General features: G+C 65.0%; 22 protein-coding genes. 14 read left to right on the top strand and 8 right to left on the bottom strand.

Annotation, left to right across the window (positions count from 1 at the left end):
- Positions 1 to 26: 26 nt before the first annotated feature.
- Positions 27 to 854 (top strand): hypothetical protein, encoded by an 828-nt coding sequence (locus ACVJ19_RS11660; RefSeq protein ID WP_453949012.1) that lies wholly within the window; start codon positions 27 to 29, stop codon positions 852 to 854.
- Here the strand turns inward: ACVJ19_RS11660 and ACVJ19_RS11665 are convergent, their stop codons facing one another.
- Both ACVJ19_RS11665 and ACVJ19_RS11670 read right to left on the bottom strand, forming a co-directional pair.
- Positions 855 to 2,123: a Spy/CpxP family protein refolding chaperone gene (locus ACVJ19_RS11665; RefSeq protein ID WP_453949011.1), complete on the bottom strand. Its 1,269-nt coding sequence runs from the start codon at positions 2,121 to 2,123 to the stop codon at positions 855 to 857.
- Between the two features lie 321 nt (positions 2,124 to 2,444).
- Complete coding sequence (locus ACVJ19_RS11670; protein WP_453949010.1) at positions 2,445 to 3,464, bottom strand: LysM peptidoglycan-binding domain-containing protein; 1,020 nt, start codon at positions 3,462 to 3,464, stop codon at positions 2,445 to 2,447.
- Between the two features lie 183 nt (positions 3,465 to 3,647).
- On the opposite strand from ACVJ19_RS11670, the gene ACVJ19_RS11675 reads away from it, so the two are divergent.
- Together ACVJ19_RS11675 and ACVJ19_RS11680 are read left to right on the top strand one after the other, a co-directional pair.
- The gene (locus ACVJ19_RS11675; RefSeq protein ID WP_453949009.1) at positions 3,648 to 4,340 is read left to right on the top strand and encodes a hypothetical protein; all 693 of its coding nucleotides are present in this window, start codon (positions 3,648 to 3,650) and stop codon (positions 4,338 to 4,340) included.
- A 259-nt stretch (positions 4,341 to 4,599) separates the two neighbouring features.
- Positions 4,600 to 7,260: a bifunctional diguanylate cyclase/phosphodiesterase gene (locus ACVJ19_RS11680; RefSeq protein WP_453949008.1), complete on the top strand. Its 2,661-nt coding sequence runs from the start codon at positions 4,600 to 4,602 to the stop codon at positions 7,258 to 7,260.
- 264 nt (positions 7,261 to 7,524) lie between these two features.
- On the opposite strand, the gene ACVJ19_RS11685 is transcribed toward ACVJ19_RS11680, so the two are convergent.
- Positions 7,525 to 8,040 (bottom strand): Spy/CpxP family protein refolding chaperone, encoded by a 516-nt coding sequence (locus tag ACVJ19_RS11685; RefSeq protein WP_453949007.1) that lies wholly within the window; start codon positions 8,038 to 8,040, stop codon positions 7,525 to 7,527.
- A gap of 317 nt (positions 8,041 to 8,357) precedes the next feature.
- Between ACVJ19_RS11685 and ACVJ19_RS11690 the strand changes: the two genes are divergently transcribed.
- Positions 8,358 to 8,714 (top strand): hypothetical protein, encoded by a 357-nt coding sequence (locus ACVJ19_RS11690; protein WP_453949006.1) that lies wholly within the window; start codon positions 8,358 to 8,360, stop codon positions 8,712 to 8,714.
- Between the two features lie 123 nt (positions 8,715 to 8,837).
- Positions 8,838 to 10,535, top strand: coding sequence for a GMC family oxidoreductase (locus tag ACVJ19_RS11695; protein ID WP_453949005.1), 1,698 nt, complete (start codon positions 8,838 to 8,840; stop codon positions 10,533 to 10,535).
- Between the two features lie 159 nt (positions 10,536 to 10,694).
- On the opposite strand, the gene ACVJ19_RS11700 is transcribed toward ACVJ19_RS11695, so the two are convergent.
- Positions 10,695 to 10,817, bottom strand: a complete 123-nt coding sequence (locus tag ACVJ19_RS11700) for a hypothetical protein (protein ID WP_271580850.1) — start codon at positions 10,815 to 10,817, stop codon at positions 10,695 to 10,697.
- 96 nt (positions 10,818 to 10,913) lie between these two features.
- Positions 10,914 to 11,090 (bottom strand): hypothetical protein, encoded by a 177-nt coding sequence (locus ACVJ19_RS11705; RefSeq protein WP_453949004.1) that lies wholly within the window; start codon positions 11,088 to 11,090, stop codon positions 10,914 to 10,916.
- Between the two features lie 161 nt (positions 11,091 to 11,251).
- Here ACVJ19_RS11705 and ACVJ19_RS11710 point away from each other — a divergent pair, with 161 nt between their 5' ends.
- From ACVJ19_RS11710 to ACVJ19_RS11725, 4 genes are all read left to right on the top strand, one after another.
- Positions 11,252 to 11,389 (top strand): hypothetical protein, encoded by a 138-nt coding sequence (locus ACVJ19_RS11710; RefSeq protein ID WP_453949003.1) that lies wholly within the window; start codon positions 11,252 to 11,254, stop codon positions 11,387 to 11,389.
- A gap of 127 nt (positions 11,390 to 11,516) precedes the next feature.
- On the top strand, positions 11,517 to 12,641 hold the full coding sequence (locus tag ACVJ19_RS11715; RefSeq protein ID WP_453949002.1) for a lactonase family protein: 1,125 nt from the start codon (positions 11,517 to 11,519) through the stop codon (positions 12,639 to 12,641).
- 69 nt (positions 12,642 to 12,710) lie between these two features.
- Complete coding sequence (locus ACVJ19_RS11720) at positions 12,711 to 12,881, top strand: hypothetical protein (RefSeq protein ID WP_453949001.1); 171 nt, start codon at positions 12,711 to 12,713, stop codon at positions 12,879 to 12,881.
- Positions 12,882 to 13,060: 179 nt separating this feature from the next.
- Positions 13,061 to 13,954, top strand: a complete 894-nt coding sequence (locus tag ACVJ19_RS11725; RefSeq protein ID WP_453949000.1) for an efflux RND transporter periplasmic adaptor subunit — start codon at positions 13,061 to 13,063, stop codon at positions 13,952 to 13,954.
- 174 nt (positions 13,955 to 14,128) lie between these two features.
- Here the strand turns inward: ACVJ19_RS11725 and ACVJ19_RS11730 are convergent, their stop codons facing one another.
- Positions 14,129 to 14,980 (bottom strand): caspase family protein, encoded by an 852-nt coding sequence (locus tag ACVJ19_RS11730; RefSeq protein WP_183248859.1) that lies wholly within the window; start codon positions 14,978 to 14,980, stop codon positions 14,129 to 14,131.
- A 421-nt stretch (positions 14,981 to 15,401) separates the two neighbouring features.
- Here ACVJ19_RS11730 and ACVJ19_RS11735 point away from each other — a divergent pair, with 421 nt between their 5' ends.
- The 4 genes from ACVJ19_RS11735 (at position 15,402) to ACVJ19_RS11750 (ending at position 20,597) form a co-directional block, all read left to right on the top strand.
- Positions 15,402 to 17,129 (top strand): hypothetical protein, encoded by a 1,728-nt coding sequence (locus ACVJ19_RS11735; protein ID WP_453948999.1) that lies wholly within the window; start codon positions 15,402 to 15,404, stop codon positions 17,127 to 17,129.
- Between the two features lie 244 nt (positions 17,130 to 17,373).
- Positions 17,374 to 18,096, top strand: a complete 723-nt coding sequence (locus ACVJ19_RS11740) for a thermonuclease family protein (protein WP_453948998.1) — start codon at positions 17,374 to 17,376, stop codon at positions 18,094 to 18,096.
- Between the two features lie 105 nt (positions 18,097 to 18,201).
- Positions 18,202 to 19,389: a pyridoxal-phosphate-dependent aminotransferase family protein gene (locus ACVJ19_RS11745; RefSeq protein WP_453948997.1), complete on the top strand. Its 1,188-nt coding sequence runs from the start codon at positions 18,202 to 18,204 to the stop codon at positions 19,387 to 19,389.
- 251 nt (positions 19,390 to 19,640) lie between these two features.
- The gene (locus tag ACVJ19_RS11750) at positions 19,641 to 20,597 is read left to right on the top strand and encodes an IS481 family transposase (RefSeq protein WP_453948408.1); all 957 of its coding nucleotides are present in this window, start codon (positions 19,641 to 19,643) and stop codon (positions 20,595 to 20,597) included.
- 25 nt (positions 20,598 to 20,622) lie between these two features.
- On the opposite strand, the gene ACVJ19_RS11755 is transcribed toward ACVJ19_RS11750, so the two are convergent.
- Both ACVJ19_RS11755 and ACVJ19_RS11760 read right to left on the bottom strand, forming a co-directional pair.
- The gene (locus tag ACVJ19_RS11755) at positions 20,623 to 21,732 is read right to left on the bottom strand and encodes a hypothetical protein (RefSeq protein WP_453948996.1); all 1,110 of its coding nucleotides are present in this window, start codon (positions 21,730 to 21,732) and stop codon (positions 20,623 to 20,625) included.
- The gene (locus ACVJ19_RS11760) at positions 21,732 to 23,168 is read right to left on the bottom strand and encodes an MBOAT family O-acyltransferase (RefSeq protein ID WP_453948995.1); all 1,437 of its coding nucleotides are present in this window, start codon (positions 23,166 to 23,168) and stop codon (positions 21,732 to 21,734) included. The genes ACVJ19_RS11755 and ACVJ19_RS11760 overlap by 1 nt, the downstream gene beginning before the upstream one ends.
- Positions 23,169 to 23,395: 227 nt before the next feature.
- Here ACVJ19_RS11760 and ACVJ19_RS11765 point away from each other — a divergent pair, with 227 nt between their 5' ends.
- Positions 23,396 to 25,501 (top strand): S9 family peptidase, encoded by a 2,106-nt coding sequence (locus tag ACVJ19_RS11765; protein WP_453948994.1) that lies wholly within the window; start codon positions 23,396 to 23,398, stop codon positions 25,499 to 25,501.
- Positions 25,502 to 25,646: the final 145 nt, after the last annotated feature.

Here is a 25,646-nt window from a genome sequence, read left to right on the forward strand (position 1 = left end):
CGCCTTCGCGTGCGTATGATTTGCAGATGCTGGACCGGCCCGCGGACCGTGCGCGCGACCAGGGCTGGGTCTATGGGCTGCCGCCGGGCATCTCGAGCGAGCAATGGCCGCTCGATCCCGTCACGGGCTATCCGCTGATGCACGGTTTTACGCTGCTGCTGCCGGAGGATTATCGGGTGCATGGCGCAGACATCGTCGCTGTCTCATTCTTCGCCACGGCGCCGGATCACAATGACGGCGGCGCGCCTGACGATCCCGAGATCCGCGAGGCGGTGATGGCGCGGCCATCGCATCCGCGGCTGTCGCGCATGACCGACATTCTCGACTACGAATATGCCGCGCTGCTGCTGACCAAGAGCGAATACGACGGTGCATTCGCGATGCCGCCGGCGCCGCTTGCGCTGGCGACGGCGGAGCGGCCGCGCTGGCTCGACGTCGGCGGTGCCAGCGCCTTCTTCGAGGCCGCGCCGGCTTACGCGAACAAGATGTTTGCCAGTCCGCCGCGCGGCGATCTCACCGAGACCCGCGCGATCGCGCTATCGCCGCGCGCGAGCGATCCCAATGCCGGCAAGGGCCCGCAGGACGAGTACACGCGCGAGAGCCCGCCGACCGGTTATCAGCCTTACTACTATTATGTCGGCGGCGTGCCGGGCCGCGACAATTTCCGCCTGCACGACTGGAGCAAGGACCACGCCCACAATCATCTCGGCGGCACCATGCGGCCGTGCCAGGCGGTGCCGGAGATGAGCCCGTTCTACGTCGAGTTCGAGGAATATTTCGGCGGCTACAATTTCGGCGGCGGCAACGCGCAGTTCGACTTCAAGGATATGAAGTTCGACTGGGCGTGCGGGTAATCACGCTCCTCGCTTCGGCCCGATCGCCTCGAAGCCAGCCTTCTGCTCGTCGCTCAAATCGGCCTCGAAATCGTCGAGCGCATCAGTGACGCCGTTCACCGCTTGCAGCATCGTTGCCAGCCGTGCCTTCACGGCCGCGAGGCGGGCCAGCGGTGTCGCGGCGGCCTCCGCAGGGCAGGCGCTCAGCGTCTCCATGGTGCGCAGCGTGGTGTCCTGGAGCACCTCGAGGCGGGCGCGGGCGGTCTCGTCGAGGCGGAGCGTGGACGCAATGTCGTCCGCGGGCCATTGCTGCTGCATGAGCTGCTCATATTGGCGCTGCGCCTTTTCGTCGTAGCGGGGATCGTAGTCCGGCCGGCAAGCGGCGGCGGCCTGCGCGTCCTTGGGCTGGCGAGACGCCAGCGCAGCGCGACGATCATTGCCGAGGGAATTGAGCCTGGCTTTCTGGTCGTCGTTGAGGAGACCTGCAAACTTTGCGAGCGGCGCTTCGATCGCATCCATCGCCTTGATCATGGCCGCGATGCGCTCGCGCATCAGGCCGAGACGCTCCGATGCACTCGCAGGCGCCTCTGCCGGGCAGGTCGCGCGGATGCTGTCGCGGGCAGCTTGCCAGGCGTTCACGAGCTCGTCGAGCGCTGTGCGCTGCAATTCGTTGGGCTGCACGGCGGCGGCCATGAGATCCGCAGGGAAGCCGGCGGGATCGCTGACATCGCAGATGTTCTGCGCCGATGGAATCTTGCGCGCGCGCCTGCCTTGCGGCGCGGTGTAGGCGGCGAGCTCCGTGGCGGCATAGGGCGAGAAGATCGCGGCATAGATGTCGCCATAGCCGTAAAGCGAGATGCTGGTGGTGTCGGCGAAGATGATCGCGTTGGCGAGATCGTCATGTGCGAACGGCCAGAACACCGGGCCGGCCCAGCCATAGCTGCCGTCGGGATGACGCCACCAGCCCTGCGGGCTGCGGCCGCCGCGCCAGCCGGCGAGCGCGGCTTGCGCCGAGAGAGCCGCACGGATGATGTAAGGATTGGAAGGCTGCCCGCGCTCGGCACCACGTGGGTCCTGGGACCGCAACGCAGCGGAACGGTAGCGGCCACCGCGCACCGCCATGCGGGCGTGGCGCAGGCGGGACAGGCCGATCACGTGACCGACCGCGAAACGGGCGACACCGAACGGACCGCCACGCAACCCGAACTGGGCCTCGGCTCTGCCGGGCAGCAGCACTGCCGCAATCAGGAGGGTCGCGCCAGCGAGCACCAGACCCATGCGTCCCGACATGACCGCTGACCCAACCGCCGCTTTGGCCACTTCCTGGCCCTCCCTCCCGCACGAAGCGCGCAACGCGCCTCACCCACAATGACGCGCAGGGGAACCAAATGTTCCGGAGGTTGACAGGGCAAAGCGCTGCGGGGAGCGGCGCTAACCTCGCCCCGCTTGCGGGGAGAGGTCGGATTGCATCGAAGATGCAATCCGGGTGAGGGGGTACAGGTCTCTCGACAGTCGCCCGTGTGGAGAGAGGCCCCTCACCCCAACCCTCTCAGCGCGAGCGAAGCTCGTCGCGCCCCGTAAGAACGGGGAGAGGGAGAGGAGAGACCGCGCTCACTGCGGCTTCTGCGGCAACACGAAGGTCTGGCCGGGATAGATCAGATTCGGATTTTGGATCTTGTCGCGGTTGGCCTTGAAGATCACCTCATAGCGGGCGCCGTCACCATAGGCGAGCCGACTGAGCGCCCACAGGCTGTCGCCGCGGGAGATCACCCGGCTGCCGCCCGCTTCCGCCGGCGTGGCGCTGAGGGCGTCGGCCGGTGAGGCCGATGCGATCGTCGTGGCGGCAGGCGCGCGTGCCATGCTCCTCGGTTTCGGTGCTGCCATCATCCTGGGCCGAACCGCGGGCCTGTCAGGCGCCGAAGCCAGCCGCGGTGCGGCCGACGGCAGCGACGCCACGACATCCGATTTGTCGTCCACCTTCTCGGCCTGCTTTGCAACCGGCACGGGGCGCGCGGGCGGCGGCGCGGCCTCCGCAATGATCACCGGCATGGTCCGACTGGACTGCGTGACGGTGCCATCGGGCGCCCTGGCGCGCAGCGTCAGCTCGTAGCTGCCGGCGGGAAGCTGCGGCGGCGTCATGACGAACTGGCCCGACGCATCGGCCGTGACCGAATGCAGCGGCTGGCCGTCGCGCAGCAGCTCGACCTTTGCCCCCGGTGCGGCCTGGCCCGCGATCACCGCCGCCTCGCCATGATCGTCGATGCGGGCGACGTCGAAACGGGGCCCGGCGTCGGTCGCGGCCGGCGGCGGCTTGACCGGCGCGAGATCGGCGAGCGCGGCCGTGACCTGCTTCTGGGCTTCGGCCACCGGCTTCGGCGCTGCGGCCGGCGCCGGGGATGGCGCGGCATGCGCGGCGGCGAGCTTCGGTTCCTCGGGTTTGGACTCTGCCTTGGTTGCGGGCTTGGTCTCGCCCTTGGCCTCATTCTTGGCCTCAGGCTTGGCGGCGACAGCGATCTCGGTGCCCGCTCCGCCCGGCAAAAGCCGGCGCAGCTCGGCGGGACCAATCACAAGGACAGTGCCGACCACGGCGAGCAGACAGAACGCAATGAGAGCCTTGGTTGCGGTCATCATCAGAGGTCGAACCCTTGCTGGCAAATCAGCCGATGACCGCAGCCTGCGCCGATTTGGTTACGGCAGCAAGTCGGCTGATGGGATGATCATCCATCGTTTCCACCCGCCGCGGATGAACCGGCGTGGCCCTTACGGAGTCAAAACAGCGAGGTCGCACGGCGGCTATTTTTTAAGGATTTTCCCGTGACCGCATTTATCCGCACCGCGCCATGGCTGGCGCTCGCCTTGACGCTCTCAGCCGCCCCCGCACTCGCTGCTTCCGGCCCGTCGCCGGGCTACGTCCTCACCGACAATGCCGATCTCGCCTTCACCTCGCCCGACGGTGCCACGAAGCTCGAGCAGTACATGAAGGACAGTGGCGATTGGGACGTCAAATGGCAGGTCTGGGCGCGGCGCGGCGATCAGATGACGGAGCTGAAGCCCGAGCAGGGCTATGGCGCCGGCTTCCGCTTCACCAGCGACTCGCAATGGCTGGTGCGGATGCAGAAGACCGGCTCGGGCGAGCAGGATCTGTTTCTCTATCATTTCGAGAACGGCGCCTTCGTGAATGCGACCAAGAAATCGCTCAGCGATCTCGCCTGGGCGTATTTTCACAGCCGGTCCGACACCAAGAAGATGAAGCTCGACTACCACATCTCGGCCAATCTCGTGAAAGGCACGGAGGACGGCTATCGCTGGCTCGGCGTCGACTGGCCCAACAACCGCTACCTGCTGATCTCGCTGTCGGGCGAAATGGACAAGCATCCGAAGAACGTCGCCGTGAAGGGACTGGCCAACTGGCGCTGCCGCTACGACCTCAAGACCGGAACCTTCGACGTGCCCAAAATGTTCGCCAAGGCGAACGCGGAAGCGCTGGAGTGGGAGATCAGGCGGTGATGGCCGGCTTCGTAGCTTCGTAGGGTGGGTTAGCCCCGGGCTGCGCGAAGCGCAGTCCCTTGGCGTAACCCACCACTTCTGCCACCGCGGAGATTGAAGTGGTGGGTTACGCCTTCGGCTAACCCACCCTACGATTTCTGGCTTGCTGCGCGTGAGGGAACCAACCCCCTGATTCCGCTCCGATTCATATTTTCCTAACCCTCCATGGTAACGGGGTCTTGTCGGTTTTGCTGCATCTTGCATCCCACGGGAGGGCTGGATGGGCACATCGATCCGATGGACCGCGCGCATGCGCGCGCTGCTCCGTCGTTGGCGCGGGGCGCCGCTGACATGGCTGATCGCCGGCGGCTTCGTGCTGATGCTTGCGACCGCAATCGGCACCGCGCTCACCGTCGACCGCTTCCGGCAGAACGCGATCGAGAGCGGCCGCGATAGTCTGGAAAACTCGGTGCGGCTGCTGGCCCGCCATTTCGACCGCGAGTTCGAGGATTTCGCGGTGCTGCAGAAGGGCATCATCGCGGAGCTCGAAAGCCATGGCATCGGATCCGCTGACGTCTTCCGCAGCGAGATGGGCACGCTGGCCATGCATGAGGTGCTGCGCGCCAAAGCCAGCGGCTGGTCCGACGTCGCCGGCGCCAATTTGTTCGACGCCAATGGCATCCTGATCAACTCGTCGCGGCGCTGGCCGGTCGCCGACGTCTCGGTCGCCGACCGCAGCTATTTCAATCGCCTCAAGAACGACCCGGCCTCGCAGGAAGAGATCGAGGTCGTGTCGGGACGCGTCGGCAACGGACCGGCGATCGTGTTCGCGCGGCGCGTCTCCGGCCCGCACGGCGAGTTCCTCGGCATCGTCTCGCGCGCGCTCGCGCCCGAACAGCTCGAATCCTTCTTTGCCTCGACCGGGCTCGGCGAAGAATCCTCGATCGCGATGCATCACCAGAACGGCCAATTGCTCGCGCGCATCCCGCATGTCGATGCCATGATCGGGCAGAATTTTCGCAAGGGCACGCCGGAGCAGATGGCGGTGTTCGAGCGCACCTTCGTCACGACGCAGCTCGAGAGCCCGATCGACGGCAAGGATCGCATCGTCGCCTCGCGCCTCTTGACCGGCGAGCCGCTGGTCGTGGTCGCGACCAAATCGCTGGACGCGACGCTCGCCACCTGGCGCACGCAGACGAAATTCTTCGTCGCCGTTGCCGTGACGTCGATCGGCCTGCTCGTGCTCACGCTGTTCCTGATCTTCCGTCAGGTGACGCGCCGGCTCTCGCTCGAGAAGCAGCGGCTCGACACCGCGATGAACACGATGACGCAGGGCCTTCTGATGTTCGACCAGGACGAGCGCCTGATCGTCTGCAACCGGCGCTACATCGAGATGTACCGCCTGTCCAACGACGTGGTGAAGCCCGGCGCCCATTTCCGCGACGTGATCCAGCACCGCCATGACACCGGCTCCTTCGACGGCGACGTCGATGCCTATTGCGACGGCATCCTGGGCAGCGTCGAGCAGACGCACAGTTCGATCGTGGAGACCGGTGACGGCCGCCTGATCGAGATCAAGAACCAGCCCGGCGCCGCCGGCGGCTGGCTCGCGACCCATGACGACGTCACCGAGCGCATCCGTGCCGCCGAACGCATCGCGCATATGGCGCATTACGACGCGCTGACCGACCTGCCCAACCGCGTCTTGATGCGCAGCCATCTGGAGCGCCGCGTCGCAGAGCTTGGCCAGGGCAAGCCATTCGCGATCCTCTATATCGACGTCGACGAATTCAAGGGCGTCAACGATTCGCTGGGACACGAGGTCGGCGACGAGCTGCTGCGCCAGGTCGCGAACCGCCTGCGCGCCTGCGTCAGCGGCAACGACCTCGTTGCGCGGCTCGGCGGCGACGAATTCGCCATCGTCAAGGCCGGCACAAACGATCAGGCCGAGTTGACGGCGCTGGCGGACACGATCCTGTCGGCGTTGCGTGCGCCCGTGAGCTGCAAGGGCCAGGAGGTTCCGACCGATGCCAGCATCGGCATCGCGATCGCGCCGGACCACGGCGACAATCTCGACGATTTGCTCAAGCGCGCCGATCTCGCGATGTACGCAGCCAAGTCGGAGGGCCGCGGCACCTTCCGCATCTTCGTGCCCGAATACGACGCCAAGGCGCGGCAGCGGCGCCAGCTCGAGCTCGATCTGCGCCAGGCGCTCGCGCGCGGCGAGTTCGAGGTGCACTATCAGCCGCTGGTCGATCTCGCCGCCAATGTCGTGACCGGCTGCGAGGCGCTTTTGCGCTGGCGCCATCCCGAGCGCGGCATGGTCTCGCCGGCGGATTTCATCCCGGTCGCGGAAGACACCGGACTGATCGGCGAGATCGGCGAATGGGTACTGAAGCAGGCCTGCACCGAGGCAGCCAGCTGGCCCGGCAATATCCACATCGCGGTCAACGTCTCGCCGGTGCAGTTCCGCTCTCGGTCACTGGCCTTGAAGGTTGCAGCCGCGCTCGCCGAGTCGAGCCTCGCACCCGGACGGCTCGAGCTCGAGATCACCGAGACCGTGCTGATCCGCGACGACGAGGAGGCGCTGACGATCCTGCAGCAGCTGCGCGAGCTCGGCGTGCGCATCGCGCTCGACGATTTCGGCACCGGCTATTCGTCGCTGAGCTATCTGCACCGCTTCCCGTTCGACAAGATCAAGATCGACCGCAGCTTCATCAGCGACATCGGCGAGCCCGAGGATTCCTCGCCGATCGTGCAGGCCGTGGTGCACATGGCCGCCGCCCGCCGCATGGCGACGACGGCCGAAGGCGTCGAGACCGAAGCCCAGCGCGATGTGCTGCGGCAGCTCGGATGCAGCCAGATGCAGGGCTGGCTGTTCAGCCCGGCCGTGCCGGCGGCAAAGCTGAAGCAGCTGCTGTCGGCGCAGGCGGCGGCCTAGACCAGCAATGTTGTTCGGACACGACAAGATTTCGAACAAAATCCGGACGAACGCGGCCTCTCGCGCCTTTGGCTATGCGCCTCCGGCGAGACTGACGATGTGAACACTGAAGCTGCCGCGGGTTGCCGCCACGTTGGTCGGCTACAGCACTTTGAATGCAGCCTGGGGATGTCGTCCCTGGCAAAGGGGACATCCCCAGGCTTAAAGTTAGTTAGCCGCGCAGGTTCAGACCATCACGCGGCTTGTATGAATCAACATCCTGCATCAGTCTTCATCCTCGGCCTGCGCCCGACGTCGTTCCACGACATCGCTCATGTCGTGAAGTACAAGGACCGCGAGGGCCCCCATGCGCTGCCGCTGTTCGGGATTGAGGGTCTTGTAGAGTGGCTGCCACGCCTCGGCGAGTTTATCCAAATCGGCAGATCGTTGAGCCAATGCCTCCGAGCGTCGTTGCAGGAAGGCGATGGGATCACGATTGCGCATGGTTTCGACGGCATTTTGGTCGGCCCGTCGACCCACTGTTTCCGAGATTTTTGCAACACGGGCCTTCCGATCCTCCGCTCTGGCACGAATGGCGCTCTCGACAGGCGGCCAGAGCTTTTCCTGGTCAGGTGTCAGCTGCAACGCGGCCTTGGTCAAATCGATCCGCATGTCGATCAGTGTATTCCGGTCCACTGCGTTTAGCCGTTCTGGCGTCGCAGGGGACGGAGCTTGCGCGCTGGCAATCGACGGTGCGGCAAGAAGGAGTGCGGCTGTTCCGATCACTACTATTTTCATCATCGGCGACCTCCTAGGTGAGTAGCCCCCAGGCACCACGCCAACAATGGTCGACAGGGCGATGTCACATTGATTCAAATCAAGGGACTCGGAGAAGGAATTGTGGCGCGCAGGCCAAGAAGCCGATCGATCCTCCTGCCATTGCGCACAACAACCGGCTCCTTTCCGCAAAATAGGATCAAACGCTGCGGATCGTAGTTATCGCTCCGCTGAGCCGGCCGGAACCGCGGCCGGCGAGTGTCAGCCGGCATCACGTCACACGCATCGCAGGCGACTGGCGCCTGCGATCTTGCGCGCGTGCGCGGATCGAGCGAGGCGAGATGGCGATCGTGACCTTCAGGATGTTTCCTCTGCTGGCTATCGTCATGATCGCCCCGCCCGCACAGGCCCGCGACGACGGTCGCTACGCGAACTCTCCGCTCAAGGGCTGGTTCGAAAGCCTGCACAGCAAGGCTGGAGGTCCGTGCTGCGCCGACGCCGACGGCACCGCGCTCGATGACGTCGACTGGGACACGCTGGACGGACATTACCGCGTGCGCCTTCTCGGCGAGTGGGTCACCGTGCCTGATGATGCCGTGATCACCGAGCCGAACCGCGCCGGCCGCACCTTCGTCTGGCCCTACTACGTCAACGGCCGCGCCATGATCCGCTGCTTCATGCCGGGCAGCATGATTTGAGATCCGGGCTCGCGGGCCGCGGGCCATTCGTGGCGCTCATGGTGCACCGACGATTGCGGTGAGGTGACCTCCCAACAAAACCACGCTACCCTCTTCCGACAAGAACAAGAGGAAGCGCCAATCGTGTACGACTACATCATCGTGGGCGGCGGCTCGGCTGGGTCCGTGCTGGCCCACCGGCTCTCCGCGAAGAGTGCCAACAAGGTCCTGCTCTGCGAAGCCGGACAGGACACGCCACCCGGCAACGAGCCGGCCGAGATCAGGGACAGCTATCCGGGCACCGCCTATTTCGATCCGCGCTTCCACTGGACCGAGCTCAAGGTCACGACGCAGGTCGTCAGCCACAACAATCCGAACGAAACGCGTCCGCCCTTGCGCAAATACGAGCAGGCGCGCGTGCTGGGCGGCGGCTCGTCAATCAACGGCCAGATGGCCAACCGCGGCGCGCCGACCGATTACGATGAGTGGGATGCGCGCGGCGCCGAGGGCTGGACATGGAACGACGTGCTGCCCTTCTTCAGGAAGGTCGAGCGCGACCTCGATTTCGATGGGCCCTATCACGGCAAGGACGGCCGCATTCCGGTCCGCAGAATTCCCAGGGAGCACTGGACTCGGCATTCCGAGGCGTTCGCGCAGGCCTTCCAGCAGGCCGGCCATCCATTCGTGGCCGATCAGAACGGCGAGTTCGTCGACGGCTATTTCCCGGTGACGCATTCCAACCAGGCCGAGCAGCGCGTCTCGGCCGCGATGGGCTATCTCGATCGCGGCACGCGCCAGCGCGCCAATCTCACCATCTCCACCAACACGCAAGTGAAGGAGTTGCTGTTCGAGGGCACGCAATGCGTCGGCGTGAAGGCCGTAGTCGACGGGCGCGAGCAGGACTTCCGCGGACGCGAGATCATTCTCTCCTCTGGCGCGATCCACTCGCCGGCGCATCTGCTCCGCGCCGGCATCGGCCCGGTCGGCCACCTCAAGGACTTCGGGATTCCCGTGTTGATGGGCTTGCCGGGCGTCGGCCAGCGCCTGATGGATCATCCCTCGATCTCGCTGTCGTCCTTCGTCCGCCGCGGCGCGCGCATGAACGAGCACACCAGGCGCCACATGCAACTCGGCCTGCGCTATTCCTCGGGTCTGCCCGGCGTGCCGAAGGGCGACATGTTCGTGGTCGTTCTCAGCAAATCCGCCTGGCACGCGGTCGGCGCGCAGATCGGCTCGCTGCTGACCTTCGTCAACAAGACCTATTCGGAGACGGGACAGGTCAAGCTCGCCTCGCGCGATCCCTCGGCCGAGCCGATCGTCGAGTTCAATCTGCTGTCGGACCGGCGCGACCTCGATCGCCTGATGAGCGGCTTCCGCAAGATGGCGGCGGTGCAGATGAGCGACATCGTCAGGAAGGTGACGGACAAGCCGTTCCCGGCCGCCTATACCGACAAGGTCCGCAAGATCGGCGTGGTCAACACCAGGAACAAGATCCTGACCAGGATCGCGGCAACCTTGATGGACGGTCCGGCGGCGCTGCGTCACTATCTGATCGACAATTTCGTCGTCGAAGGCTTCACCTTCGCCGACGTGATCAACGACGACGAGGCGCTGGAAGCCTTCGTGCGCAAGGCCACCATCGGCGTCTGGCACGCCTCGTGCTCATGCCGCATGGGCCGCGCCGACGATCCGATGGCGGTGGTCGACAACCAGGGCCGCGTCAAGGGCATCCAGGGCCTGCGCGTCGTCGACGCCTCGATCTTCCCGGTGGTGCCATGCGCCAACACGAACTTTCCGGTGCTGATGACGGCGGAGAAGATTGCCGCGGCGATGGTGCAGTGATTTCGTAGGGTGGGTTAGCCTTGCGGATGCGCGAAGCGCAGTCCGCTGGGCGTAACCCACCGCCGGTCTCACCTCGAGCGTGGTGGGTTACGCCTTGCACTGTCGGCTGTGGAACGAGCGCAGGCGTGAGCGGCTAACCCACCCTACAGACTGACCGGCTCATTTCACCTGCTTGGCCGCCTGGATCTCGACGAACTCGGCGTCGGGATGCGTGACGATGGTGGTGAACATGATGCCGCTGATGATGATCGACCAGGCGGTGTCCCAATAAATCCAAAACACGTGCCACCCTCCGTTTTGGCGTCCTCGGTCTGCGGGATCAGGGCAACGGCAAAGCGAGGCTGCCGTTCCTGACGCGAGCGCGATGCGGGCGAGGCGCTATTTGGATTTGGTCGGCGGCGATGTGCGATCGGTTTGACCGGTGTGGCGCTTTGCCACGACATCCTTATCGCGCGGTCCCTCGTGCGGGCGCGGCGGCAGCTTGGGCTGGCCGGCCTGACCGCCGTGCTTGCCGCCCATGTCGGGCTTGCCTTCGAGATCGTTTTCGCGGGGCATGCAGGGTCAATGCCTGCGCGCGGCATTGGTTCGCTGGCATTGCCCTGTTTTCGCCTGTGAACGAGTTCATAGGAGCGTCGTCCGTTGCAGTGCATGATGTACCTGCGTGCGTCGCCGCATGCCCTTGACGGACGGGCCTTGCACAGACGGGATTTGGCCTGATGCGAAAACGACTGGTCGCCTGGACGATTCTAACCTGCGCCCTGCTCGCGGTCGCGGTGTGGACCGTGCTCGGGCCGCCTGACCGCCCGGCGGGCCCGCACCTGCCCTCCCGCAACGTGACGGCGGCGGTGCGATAGCCACTCCAGTGCGACCGATACAATTTCGGCATCGATTGATCTCAATTGGAATTTGGTGCGGCAACCTGCCGCCCGCTATCCTCCCGGGCAAAACGATAACGCCGCACTGGCCTAGAGGAGAACGCCCATGTCGAGTCCGACCCGCCGCATCGCAGCCAGTACACCCCGTGCCGCGATAGCTACCACTCTCACCTTCCTTGCCCTCACTTTGGGAGCCCGCGCCGGTATGGCCGAGACTTTTGCCTATGTCGGCAACGCCGACAGCAACGACATCAGCGTGTTCAAGCTGGCCGAGAACGGCGAGATGACGCCGGTGCAGACCGCCGCCTTCACCGGCGTGGAAAAACCGGGATCCTCGACGCCGCTCGCGATCACGCCCGACCACCGCGTGCTGATTGCCGGCGTCCGCTCGCAGCCGTTCCAGGCGGTGAGCTTTTCGATCGACCCCAAGACGGGCCAGCTCAGCCATATCGGCAACGGGCCGCTCGCCGACAGCATGGCCTACATTGCTACCGATCGCGGCGGCAAGGTGCTGTTCAGCGCCTCCTATGGCGGCAACAAGGTCGCGGTCAATCCGCTTGGAGCGAACGGCGTGGTGGGCGCACCGACGCAGGTGATCCCGACCGGGCTGAACGCGCACGCTTTCCTGCCTTCGCCCGACAACCGCTTCGTGTTCGCAACGAACCTCGGCTCCGACCAGGTGCTGAGCTTTGCGTTCGAGCCTACCACCGGTGCGCTCACGCCGAGCGATCCGCCGACCTACAAGCTGCCGGAAAAATCCGGGCCGCGGCACTTCGTGTTCCACCCCAATGGCAAGTTCGTCTACCTGATCCACGAGCTGAACGGCGATGTCGCCGCGTTCACCTATGAGGCCAAGGGCGGCGCATGGGACGAGATCCAGCGCACCACGGCGCTGCCCGAAGGGTTCACCGGAAAACCCTGGGCCGCCGACATCCACATCACGCCTGATGGCCGCTTCCTCTACGCCTCCGAGCGCACCACCAACACGATCGCCGCCTACAAGGTCGACGCAGCCAGCGGCAAGCTGACCACGATCGGCAGCGTGCCGACCGAGAAGCAGCCGCGCGGCTTCAACATCGATCCCAGCGGGCGCTACCTCGCCGCGGTCGGTGAGCTTTCCGACGGCATGACGGTCTATGCGATCGACCAGGGCAGCGGCGCGCTGGCCAAGCTGAAATCCTACCCCACCGGCAAGAAGCCGAACTGGGTGGAATTCCTGAGCCTGCCGTGAGGGGCCGCGACTGACCTACGTAGTCATCCGTAATTTCGGAAGCCCCCGCGTTGCCATCATATGGCGGTCATGGACCGCCATATCCTCTTCAAATGCCCTCAGACCGGCATGAATGTGCAGCATCGGCTCGGCGACGCGCCGGCCGATGGCACGCACGTTTCCGTCCCCTGCCCGGCCTGCACGCGGCTGCACCTGATCGACCGTTCCACCGGCAGGCTGCTCGGCGATCGCCGGAGCTGAGCCGTCCCTTCGGGGGGCCGGCTCGGCCGACAGCGAACCTGTTTCCTAATCCCGCGACTAATCAAGGACTTGCCGCGCCAGCCCGGGCGGCGCGGCATCCCGCTCTGGGACAACGCTGCCGTAGTCCGGGCTCCCGCCATCTGCTATCGATTGGAGGCATAGCCCCCGTGGAATTTCCGATGCGCCCTTTGTCACGTGCCGTTGTTCGAAGCCTGTATCCCGCAGCCGTCGCCGGAGTGCTCGTCCTCGGCCAATATCCGGCCGCAGCCGCCGATGACGACGCGCCCAAGGGTCCGGCGGTCACGGTGCTCAAGGTCGCAAAATCCTGCTTCTCCGACATCGTCGAGGCCACCGGCACCATCATCGCACGCGAGGAAACCTCGGTGCGGCCCGAACGTCCGGGCCTGAAGGTGACGGAGGTGCTGGCGGAAGCCGGCGACACCACCACGGCCGGCCAGGTGCTGGCGCGCCTCGCGCTGCCCGAAGGCGGCACGCTTCAGGTCACCGCTCCCGTGGCGGGTGTGATCGCGACCTCCACCGCCCAGATCGGCAATCTCGCCTCGGCCAAGGGCGAGGCGCTGTTCACCATCGTGGCGCGCAGCGAATACGATCTCGTGGGCCTGGTCGCGACCACCGACGTGCGCAAGCTGGCCGTCAACCAGCCGGCGACCGTGCGTATCGCCGGCGCCGGCGACATCGAGGGCAAGATTCGCCGCATCGGGCCCACCGTCGAGCCGAACATCCAGCAGGGCATGGTCTATATCGGCATCTCCTCGCAGAAGCGGCTGCTGCTGAACGCGAGCGGGCGCGCGCTGATCAAGACCGGCCAGAGCTGCAACGTCGCGGTGCCGCTCACCGCCGTGCAATATTCGTCCGCCGGCACCGTGGTGCAGGTGATCCGCCGCAATCGCGTCGAGACCAAGCGCGTCGAGATCGGATTGATGTCGGGCGGCAATATCGAGGTCCGCGACGGCCTCAACGAAGGCGACGTCGTTGTCGCCCGCGCCGGCGCGCTGCTGCGCGAAGGCGATCCCGTGCGCCCGGCGATGGCGAGCGCGGAAGCGGGGAAGTAGCCGACAAGTCTCGTAGGGTGGGCAAAGCGAAGCGTGCCCACGTCTTCTATCGAGATGTTGGAAAGATGGTGGGCACTGCGCTTTGCGCCTTTGCCCACCCTACGATAGCTGCGCTGATGAGAGAGACGTGGTGGATTACGCTTCGCTAATCCACCCTACGATTGCCGCGAGAAACTAGCTGCCGGCTTCGCCGAAATGGACGTCTTCGAGCAGCGATGACGACACGGTCGGGACCTGGCCGCCCTCGGAGGCGCGGGAGATGGCGACGCGGGTCTTGTTGAAGACGGCTTCGGCGCTGCCGCTCTGCGCATTGAGATTGCCGAGCAGCTCGCCGACCAGCACGCTGTGCTCGCCCTTGCCGTCGTCGACGACCTTGCCGGGCGAGGCCGAGGAGAGGATCAGCGCATTGTCGGGCGCGCTGATCGGCGCGAGGCCATGGCTGTAGGAACGGAAGCGGCGCTCGTAGGGATTACGACGCGAGGCGTCGACGACGACGAGCTTGGCCTTGGCACCCTGCTCCTTCATCATCTCGAGCACGCCCTCGATGGAGACGCCGTGGCGGCGGACGTCGCTTTCCTTCCAGATCACGGCGTCGACCGGCAGCATGTAGCTCTCGCGTCCGGCCTGCACGCCGAAGCCACCGAAGAACAGCATGACGACCGTGTCGCGCTTGATCCGGGACTTCAGGCGATTGACGGCGCGGACCATGTCGTCCTTGGTCGCGTCTTCCACCATGTCGACGTCAAAGCCGTTCTTGCGCAGGGACGAGGACAGCGCGCGGGCGTCGTTGATCGACTGCGTCAGCGGCGCGCTGGCGTCGGGATAATGTCCATTGCCGATGACGAGGGCGAGGCGCGAGGTCTGGCCGATCGAGCCGGTGATCTGGTCGGTCGTCACGGCCTTGGCAGCATCGAGCGCGCGCATGTTGAGGGCAGCATGGGCGCCGATCACCAGCGACACCGTGCCGATGAGGGCTGCGGCCACCGCGATGGTGCGTCGGGAAATGTCGAGCTGCCTTACATTCATCTCGGTTCATTCCTGTCAGTGCCAAAGACCAGCCAAGCGCGCGCACACTGTTTGAGTAGCGCGATAGCGTCTTTAGGTTTGAGGGATTGGCCGGGGAAGTGCCCCCGAATTGCGCGCAATTTGCGGCGCCGCACCAAACAAACCCTTAACCGGATATCGCCGTGCCGGCAATAGATCGCCCAAAATTTGAGCTAAGTCGCTGAAATTGTTGGTTAATTCTCCAAGCCGATTTTCTCGATTTATGACATCCCCGAAGCCTTTCGGAGCCTGAGCATGCAGGCCTCGTGCCTGATATTTCCGTGACGTCCATCACGTTTGTTTTTTCTGCGAATCCGGGTAACTTTTCAAGGACTTGTAGGGGGTGGCGGCGAACGGGTGCGCGCTCGCCGTTTCCGGGCAAGGCCCCGCGACCAGGTATTTCATGAGCTTTCATTATTTTGCCGGCGCCGCCTGCCGGGCGCTGACGGCGCGGAAGGACGGCCCCTCTCTTTACGAGGTCTGCGATCCCGTGCTGGCGGCTAGCGCCAGCGGCGACCCGCATCTGGCAAAGTTCTACAAGACCGCGCTCGGCAATCCCGCTTTGCGGATGCTGCTGCGGCGCGCCGGGCTGCCCGAGCTGCGCGACGAGACGAGGCTGACCCGGCTGCGCGAGGCGCTCACGCGTGCCCGCGATGATGCCGAGCCGGACTGGGCGGCGGTCGGCCAGCCCGTCGCCGATCTCGTCGACAGCATCGCGCTCGACCACCCGAAGCCGCCGCCGGCAATGTTCACGGGCACCATGCCGCAAACCGCTGAGATCGACGGCGTGATCCGCGACTGCGCGCAGCACCTGCTCGGCTCGTACCGCCGAAACGGCTTCCTGCCGACCTATGCCGCCTTTAATTTGATCGGCGACCCTGATGTCCGCGGACGTGAGCTGATCATGGCGCTGACGGGGCTGAACGCGCGCGGCTACAAGAACTCCTCGCTGCTGTTCAACCTCGCGCGCGTCTTCATCGCACGCTCGCACGCGCGCGCCGTGGTCAATCCGCCCTGGAAAGGCATCGCCGAGCCGATGTGGGAGCCGGTGCAGATCCGTCACCGCTCGGCCTATTACGATGCGTTCTTCATCGAGGCGCTGCTCGGCTATGTCGAGACCGGGCTCGCCTCGCCGGCCGACAAGATCGCGGCGGAGCGCGCCATCGCCGACATGGTCGATTTCTGCGTCAACATCAGCCGCGAAGAGGTCGAGGGCATCGATGGCGCGCGCTTCAACGTCATCACGGCGCTGGCGCCGGCGCCGCATCCGCGCTTTTCGCGCTTCTTCGCGCAGATCAAGCAGGAACTCGGCTTCGGCATCTATGTGCCGGATTGCGACACCACGGCGTGCTCGATCTCGGCGGCGACGCAGGCCGGCTGCCTTGATGCGATCATCGACCAGCCGCTGCTGGATTTCTACGCCGGTTACCAGGTGCGTGCGGGTGTCAACGCGCCGCGCGTCACCGTGCCGCTCAACGACAATATCGACCATGAAGGCGGCGTCGCCACCTGGATCGACAATCTCAAGGGCGAGCGCCCCTACGGCAACGATCTCGATCCGACGCTCAATCTCGACGTTCTCGAGGTGAGCTTTCGTAACCTCGCGCGCTGGAAGGTTTTGGAGACGCCGGGGCGGCTCGCCACCGTGCATCGGATCATCGGTTTCCAGAAACGGCTGGCGGCGAGCGGTGCCTTCGCCAATCCGCGCTCGCACATCTATTATCTGCCGGAACTCTACAGCGCCTATTTCGGCCGCTGCTATGCGGCGTTCCTTGCGCTGCCACTGGCGGCGCAGGCGGCGATCGATCCCGACGGCGATTTCGATTTCATCCGCCATCGGGTGCTCTCCTACGTCAAGGGCGAGCTGATGGCCGCGGAGATGAACGTGTTCGACGCCGCGCTGGCGCTGATCGCGCTCGGCCATCTCGGCGCCGACCCGCGCGCCTTTGCCCCGGCGCTGAACGTCATCATCGCAAGCCTCGGCGAAGGCGGCCGCCGCGGCCCGTTCCGCGCCTATGAATGGAACAAGATGAAGACGCCGACGCGGATCCTGGTCGGCGGTCCGGAGGTGACCTCGGCGTTCGTGCTGATGGGACTGGCGGTGGCAAAGCGGGCGATGACGCGGGGGTGAGCCCGGCTCTCGTGCCCCGAGCGTCGGCCTCGTAGGGTGGGCAAAGGCGCGCTCTTCGCGCGCCGTGCCCACCATCTTTCGCGACGCTAGCCATGGTGGGCACGCTTCGCTTTGCCCACCCTACGAGACCTCCCACAATGACAGGAAGTTGAAAGCCCATCTGTTAGGCATATGCTGGCCCGGAAGCCAAAAGCCGACCACAATTGCGCGGCTTATCGAGATTTTCCTAAGCACCCGGACCGGCATGTTGCGAAAATTCCTGATTGCGCTGTCTTTGCTCGCCCCCTCGCTTGCCCAGGCCGCCGACATCACCGGCACGGCAAAGGTCCGCGACGGCGATTCCGTCGTGATCGGAAACACGCGGATCCGGCTCGGCGGCATCGACGCGCCGTCATCCGACCAGCTCTGTCTCAACACCAAGAGCGAGCGCTGGACCTGTGGCGTGGCCGCGCGCGAGGAACTCGCCAAATACACCGAAGGCAAGACCTGGGTCTGCCACACCCGCGCCATCGATCGGCGCGGCCGCACGGTCGCGCGCTGCGACGTCGGCGGCGAGGACATCCAGAAATGGCTGGTACGCAACGGCTGGGCGCTGGCCTACACCCGCATCTCGCACGACTACGAACCCGACGAAGCCGCCGCGCGCGAGGCAAAAGCCGGCATGTGGCAGGGCGCCTTCATCGCGCCCTGGGACTGGCGCGTGCGCAACAAGAAGACCGCCATCCTGGGCGCCACCAAGCCGCCGGAGGGCGCGCATGCCGTGCTGCTGGCCTCGGCCTCGGGGCCGGTCGCGCCCTCGCCCGACTGCACCATCAAGGGCAATGTGAACAGCGCCGGCGAGTGCATCTATCACCAGCCGACCAGCCGCTGGTACACCCAGATCAAGATGAAGATCAGCAAGGGCACCCGCTGGTTCTGCTCGGTCGAAGAGGCCGAAGCGGCCGGGTGTCGCGAGACCAAGAGATAAGAGCCCCAGACCTGCGTTTTGCGCGCTTTTCTTGGCCTCCAACGCCGCGTAAAAGTGAGACTCAGCAACCCACCATCCTGTTCTCAAGCAACAAGGACCAATGCAATGACCGTTCGCGCGGGCCGGGAATTTCTGGCCATCCCCGGGCCCACCACGATGCCCGACGAGGTGCTGCGGGCGATGCACCGTCCGGCGATCGATATCTACTCCAAAGAGATGCTCGATCTGACCGAGAGCCTGCTCAGCGACATCTCGAAGCTGTTTGCGACCAAGGGCAAGTCCTACATCTACATCGCCAACGGTCACGGCGCCTGGGAAGCGGCGCTGAGCAATGTGCTGTCGCGCGGCGACAAGGTGCTGGTGCTGGAGAGCGGCCGCTTCGCGATCGGCTGGGGCAATGCGGCGGCGCTGATGGGCGCCGAGGTCGAGGTGCTCAAGGGCGACTGGCGCCGCGCGGTGCGGCCGCACGAGGTCGAGGAGCGCCTGCGCCGCGACAAGGAGCACAAGATCAAGGCCGTCGTGGTCGTCCAGGTCGACACCGCATCCGGCGTGCAGAACGACATCGAGGCGATCGGCAAGGCGATCAAGGCAAGCGGCCATCCTGCGCTGTACATGGTCGACACTGTCGCCTCGCTCGGTTGCATGCCGTTCGAGATGGACAAATGGGGCATCGACGTCGCGATGTCCGGCTCGCAGAAGGGCCTGATGACGCCGCCCGGCCTCGGCTTCGTCGCCGCCAATGCGCGCGCGCTCGAGGTGCACAAGAAGGCGAACATGTCGACGCCCTATTGGAGCTGGAGCGAGCGCGAGGGCACCGAGAATTATCGCAAATATGCCGGCACCGCGCCGGTACATCTGCTGTTCGCGCTGCGCAAGGCGATCGACCTCTTGCACGAGGAAGGCCTGGAGAACGCCTTCCGCCGCCACAGCCTGCTCGGCGAAGCCGCGCGTCGCGCAGTTGCGATGTGGTCGGAAGGCCAGGTGCTCGGCTTCAATGTCGCCGAAGCCAGCGAGCGCTCCAACACCGTGACCACGGTGACCATGAGCAACGGCCATGATCCGGCGGTGCTGCAACGCTATTGCAAGGACAAGTGCGGTGTCGTGCTCGGCACCGGCATCGGCGATCTCTCGGGACAAGCCTTCCGTATCGCCCATATGGGCCATGTGAACGCGCCGATGCTGCTCGGCACGCTCGGGGTGATCGAGGTGGGCCTGAACGCGCTGAAGATCCCGCATGGCAAGGGCGGGCTCGAGGCGGCGGTTTCGTATCTCGGCGAGGAAGTGGCGGCGTAGTTCACTGTCGTCCCGGCCTAGTGCGCAATTGCGCACGGGAGCCGGGACCCATACCGCGTGATCCATCGATAAGGCGTGGCCGCGGTACCGACCTTTTCACTGCGAGTCTTCGCCAAACTTCTCCCTGTGGTTATGGGTCCCGGCTCCCGTGCGCAATTGCGCACTAGGTGTGGTCTCTCAGGAGGTTGTCCATCTGGTCTGAACCGAGGAAGCTGAGGTTGCGAAGCTTCAGTGTTCCAAGGAGAGACCAGATGAACGTGCACAAGAATGCGCCTTTGACGCCCAAAGGTCGAGAGGCGATGGTCCGAAGCGTGGTGCAAGGCGGGCTGAGCCAAGCTGGCGCGGCCGACCTGTTCAATACGACGCCGAAGACGGTCGCCAAATGGGTCAAGCGGTTCCGCGCGGAAGGTGTGGAGGGATTGCGTGATCGCTCCTCCAGGCCCCTTTCATCGCCAAGCCAAACCCCGGTCGCCACGTGCACCGCTGTGGAGGCGTTGCGCCGGCAGCGCCACACCGGCAAACAGATCGCTGCCGAGGTCGAGGTGTCACCGGCCACCGTCAGCCGCATCCTGCGCCGTTTGGGATTAAACCGGATACGCGACCTGGAGCCGGCCGAACCGGAGCGCCGCTATGAGCGCGAGACGCCCGGCGAGATGCTCCACATCGACATCAAAAAGCTCGGGCGTTTCGAGCGTGTGGGCCACCGCATCACCGGCGATCCGAGTGGTCCGAACAAGAGCCGTGGCGCTGGTTGGGATTTCGTCCACGTCTGCATTGACGACCATTCCCGCGTCGCGTTCTCCGAGATCAAGCCCGACGAGACCGCGGACAGTGCTGTTCCTTTTCTCAAGGCGGCTGTGGCTTATTACAAAAGCCTCGGCGTCACCGTCACGCGCGTCATGACCGACAATGGCAGTTGCTACCAGTCCTTCGCCTTCCGCGACGCTTGCCGGGACCTCGGCATCAAGCATATTCGCACCAAGCCCTATACACCCAGAACAAACGGCAAGGCCGAGCGCTTCATCCAAACCGCGCTTCGCGAATGGGCTTATGCCAAAGCCTATCCAACATCAGATCGGCGCGCCCAAGAGCTGCCGTTCTGGCTGCACCAATACAACTGGCACCGGCCCCACGGTGGTATAAAATCTCAAACGCCGATCAGCAGGCTCGGTTTGACCGAGGACAACCTCTTGAGGCTCCACAACTAGGCCGGGACGACAGCGGAATGTTTGGCTAGGGCTGCGGCACGCGATACGCTTCCACCTGCGCCTTCAGCTGATCCAGCGCCGCCGTCGGCGTCCTCGGATCGACTCGATACTCCCCGCTCGCCAGCCATTTCAGTACCATCGCGTCCACCACCGGCGAATGATGGATGACGTCGCTGTAATTATCGAGATCGTGCGTTACCGCCTTGATCGCGCGGAAATCGTGCAGGCGCACGTTGGGAAACTGCGTCAATCGCTGCGCGATATGCGCCGTGAGATTGGTGACGATCTTCAGCGTCTCCGGCGAGGCATCGCGCATCGCGACGAATTGCAGGATCGAATAGGGCGGGAAGTAGATATCGAAGGTCACGTGCGGATGACGCGTGATCAGGCCGACGGCGTCGCGCTCGAAATGCCGGACCATGGCCTCGTAAGCATAGCCTTCGCCGAGGAACCGGCTGCGTGCGGGGGCGGTGATGTAGGCGAAGGCAGTTAGCGTCTTCTTCGCATTGTAGTCACGCGCGATGTCGAAATTCCGCGGCAGCGCGTAGATGTCGTCGACATTTTCCAGCGCGAACTTGACGGGGAGAAACGGTGCCGCGCGGGTCAGCGGCTCCCGCAGCGGCGGGACAGACCGCATCACCGTGAACAGCGATTCCTTGGCCATCGCCGCGCTAAAGACGTAGGACGCGATCCCCCTGGCCGTCCCGCGATAGAGATCGACGGAGAGATATGGGTCGGCCTCGATATCGGCCGCATCGACGAAGCTGAAATCGTCCATCGCCCAGATCACGCCCCTGGCGCCTCGGGCGATCGCCTGCTCCAGCACGAAGGCCTGCTGGCGCGAGTTGGAGCCGGTCATCGCGAGCTTGAGCGAATGCACGCCGAGCGCACGATCGATGTCGCTCTGGCGGAAATGGATCGCGAGCGAGGTGCCCATGAAGGCGGTGTCGAACGACTGGCTGCGGATCAGCCCGGCATTCTGCACGCGCGTGTCGTCGGAATAGAACGCCGCCATGAGGCGCGAGGGACGAAACAGCTGCAGGGGATCGACGACGTAGGTGAGCACTGCTGCACCCAGCAAGCACACGATGCTCGCGAGGAGAAGACGCTTCAGGCTGGTGAACGATGCGCGCATCAGAACCGGAAATAGATGAATTCGCTGTGGCTCTGGATGCCCAGGATGCCGAACGCGAGCACCAGCGACGCCGCATAGAGGGCCAGCGGCCGCATGCGCCCTGCCCGCAAGGCTTCGCCGACCCGGCGATTGCCGTGATCGTAGCCCATGATGTCTTGCGTGTTCGGCGCCAGCCACACCAGCGCGGCATAGACCACGACCTGCACCAATGCTGCGATCTCCTCGCGGCCGAAGACGATGTTTGCGGGATCAGCCATCGCATGCAGAACCCGCAGTGCCCAGGCGACGCTCTCGGCGCGGAAGAACACCCAGGCGATGACGACGGCGAGGAAGGTCAGCACGGCGCCGAGCATGCGACCCGGCCGCGCCAGCGGCGAGGGAACGTTCGGCACCAGCGCGTTGAACGCGTGATTGACGCAGAGATAGGCGCCGTGCAGCGCGCCCCACACCACGAACGTCCAGGCCGCGCCGTGCCAGAGCCCGCCGAGCAGCATCGTGAGCATCAGATTGACGTAGCGCAGCACCCGGCCACGGCGATTGCCGCCGAGCGGGATGTAGAGATAGTCGCGCAGGAACTGCGACAAGGTCATGTGCCAGCGGCGCCAGAACTCGACGATGCTGAAAGCCTTGTAAGGCGAGTTGAAATTCACGGGCAGGAAGATGCCGAACATCAGCGATATGCCGATCGCCATGTCGGAATAGCCGGAGAAGTCGAAATAGAGCTGGAACGTGTAGGCGAGCGCCCCACACCAGGCCTGGTCGAAGCTCGGCGAGCGCGCCTCGAATGCGAGCGCGACCAGGGGCTGGATGCCGTCGGCAAGGCAGGTCTTCTTGAACAGGCCGATCGCGAAGATGATGATTCCGCACAGGATCAGATGCGCATCGGGGCGCTTTGAGTCCTCGTGCTCGAATTGCGGGATCATGTCCTTGTGGTGAAGGATCGGCCCCGCGATCAGATGCGGGAAATAGGTCACGAACAGCGCGTAATGCGGCAAGGCGTACCGTGCGACCTGGCCGCGATACGCGTCCACCAGGAACGCGATCTGCGTGAACGTGTAGAAGGAGATGCCGACCGGCAGCAGGATGTGGACTGCGAGGTGCGCGCCGAACACCGCATTGATGTTGTCGGCGGCAAAGCCCGCATATTTGAAGATGCCGAGCACGAGGAGATCGCCGGCGAGGCCGCATGCGAGCGCCGCCTTGCGTTGCTTGGGCGCGAGCTCCGCCACGATCAGGAGGTGGCCGACGCCGTAGTTGAACGCGATCGAAATCAGCAGCAGACCCACGAACTGCCAGCTGCCGATCGCATAGAAGGTGATCGAAGCCAGCGCCAGCCAGATAACCGGCGTCAGACTGCTGCGTCGCCCAAGCCAGAAATAGCCGGCTAGTGCGACCGGCAGGAACAGCAGGATGAACGGGTAGGAATTGAACAGCATCAGGCTGGACCGGCGGCGGGATATGGAGCCTAAAGCATACAAGGGACGGGTCAACAACCCGGCGACTTGGCGCAGGCACGCTGGCAATTCGCGGAATCAGGACGATATAAGGGAACGCGCCTGCTTCTTCTCCCTCTCCCCGCATCCGCCTTCGCCAAGGCTTCGGCGGACAAGGGCGGGGAGAGGTGAAGAAGGAGCGCCGCGACACGTAGTTGAACGAGGACCGAGTGACACAAGCCAAGACGCCTTCGAAGCCCCCCGTCGCCCCGCGCCGGCCGCATTCATTCACCCGGCACGGCATCACCGTGACCGACGACTATGCCTGGCTGAAGGACGAGAATTGGCAGGAGGTGCTGCGCGACCCCGGAGTGATCGACCCAGACATCCGCAAATATCTGGACGAGGAGAACGTCTACACCGAGAGCCTGCTCGGCCATACTGCGTCGCTGCAGAAGACGCTGGTCGGCGAGATGCGCGGGCGGATCAAGGAGGACGATTCCAGCGTGCCGTCGCCGGACGGACCGTTCGCCTATTTCCGCAGGTTCCGCGAGGGCGGGCAGCACGAGCTGTTCGGACGCATGCCGCGAGATAGCGGTGACGAGCATATCGTGCTCGACGGCGACGCGCTCGCAAAAGACCACAAATATTTCAAGTTCGGCGGCAGCCGGCACTCGTACGATCACAAGCTGCAGGCCTGGAGCGCGGACACCAAGGGCTCGGAATATTTCTCGATCCGCGTGCGCGACTGGGGAAGCGGCAAGGATCTCGACGATCTCGTCGAGGAGACCGACGGCGGCGTGGTCTGGAGTGCGGATTGCAGAAGCTTCTTCTATGTGAAGCTCGACGACAATCACCGCCCGATGCAGGTGTGGCGGCACAGGCTCGGCACCAAGCAGGCCGACGACACGCTGGTCTATGAGGAGCCCGATGCCGGCTGGTTCACCCATCTGCACGAGAGCACCAGCGGCCGCTTCTGCGTGATCGCGGGCGGCGATCACGAGACAAGCGAGCAGCGGCTGATCGATCTCGCCAACCCCGAAGCGCCGCCGCGCCTTGTCGCGGCGCGCGAGGAGGGCGTGCAATATTCGCTGGCCGACCGCGGCGACGAGCTGTTCATCCTCACCAATGCCGACGATGCCATCGATTTCAAGATCGTCACCGCGCCGCTCAGCTCACCCGAGCGCAAGAACTGGCGCGATCTGATCCCGTATCGTCCGGGCATCTACATCATCGACCTCGATCTCTATGCCGGCCATCTGGTGCGGCTGGAGCGCGCCAACGCGCTGCCGTCGATCGTGATCCGCGATCTCGCTGGCCAGGACGAGCACGCCATCGCCTTCGACGAGGCTGCCTATTCGCTGGATACGATGGGCTCCTACGAATTCGAGACGACGAATCTGCGCTTTGCCTATTCGTCGATGACGACGCCGTCGGAAGTCTACGACTACGACATGGCGAAACGAACCCGCGTGCTGCGCAAGCGGCAGGAGATTCCGTCAGGCCATAACGCGGCCGACTACGTCACCACGCGCATCATGGCGAAGGCGCAGGACGGCGCCGAGGTGCCGGTCTCGATCCTCCATCGCCGCGGGCTGAAGCTCGACGGCACGGCACCGCTGCTGCTCTACGGCTACGGCTCCTACGGCATGGCGATGCCGGCCTCGTTCAGTACCAACCGCCTGTCGCTGGTCGACCGCGGCTTCGTCTACGCCATCGCCCATATCCGCGGCGGTGCCGACAAGGGCTGGGGCTGGTATCTCGACGGCAAGCGCGAGAAGAAGACGAATTCGTTCGACGATTTTGCGACAAGCGCACGCGCGCTGATTGATGCGAAGTACACCAGCGCCAAGCGCATCGTCGGCCATGGCGGCTCGGCCGGCGGCATGCTGATGGGCGCGGTGGCCAACCGCGCTGGCGAGCTGTTCGCCGGCATCGTCGCCGAGGTGCCGTTCGTCGACGTGCTCAACACCATGCTCGACGACACACTGCCGCTGACGCCGCCGGAATGGCCGGAATGGGGCAACCCGATCGAGAGCGAGAAGGATTTCCGCACCATCCTGTCGTACTCGCCCTACGACAATGTCGCGGCCAAGGACTATCCGGCGATCCTGGCGATGGGCGGCCTGGCCGATCCGCGCGTCACCTATTGGGAGCCCGCCAAATGGATCGCGCGCCTGCGCGCCACCATGAGCGGCGGCGGCCCGGTTCTCCTGCGCACCAATATGGGCGCCGGCCACGGCGGCGCATCGGGGCGGTTCGACCGGCTCGATGAAGTCGCGATCGTCTATGCGTTCGCGCTGTGGGCGGCGGGGATGGCGGAGGCCGAGGTGTAGCCACACCCACCGCCGTCGTCCCGGCCTAGCGCGCAATTGCGCGCGGGGGGCCGGGACCCATACCGCGTGATCTATCGAGGACGTGCTGTCGCAGTACCGACCAAGGCTTCTTAACTGCAAGTCTTCGCCAAACTACGCCCTGGGG

The organism is Bradyrhizobium sp. USDA 376, assembly GCF_054063675.1.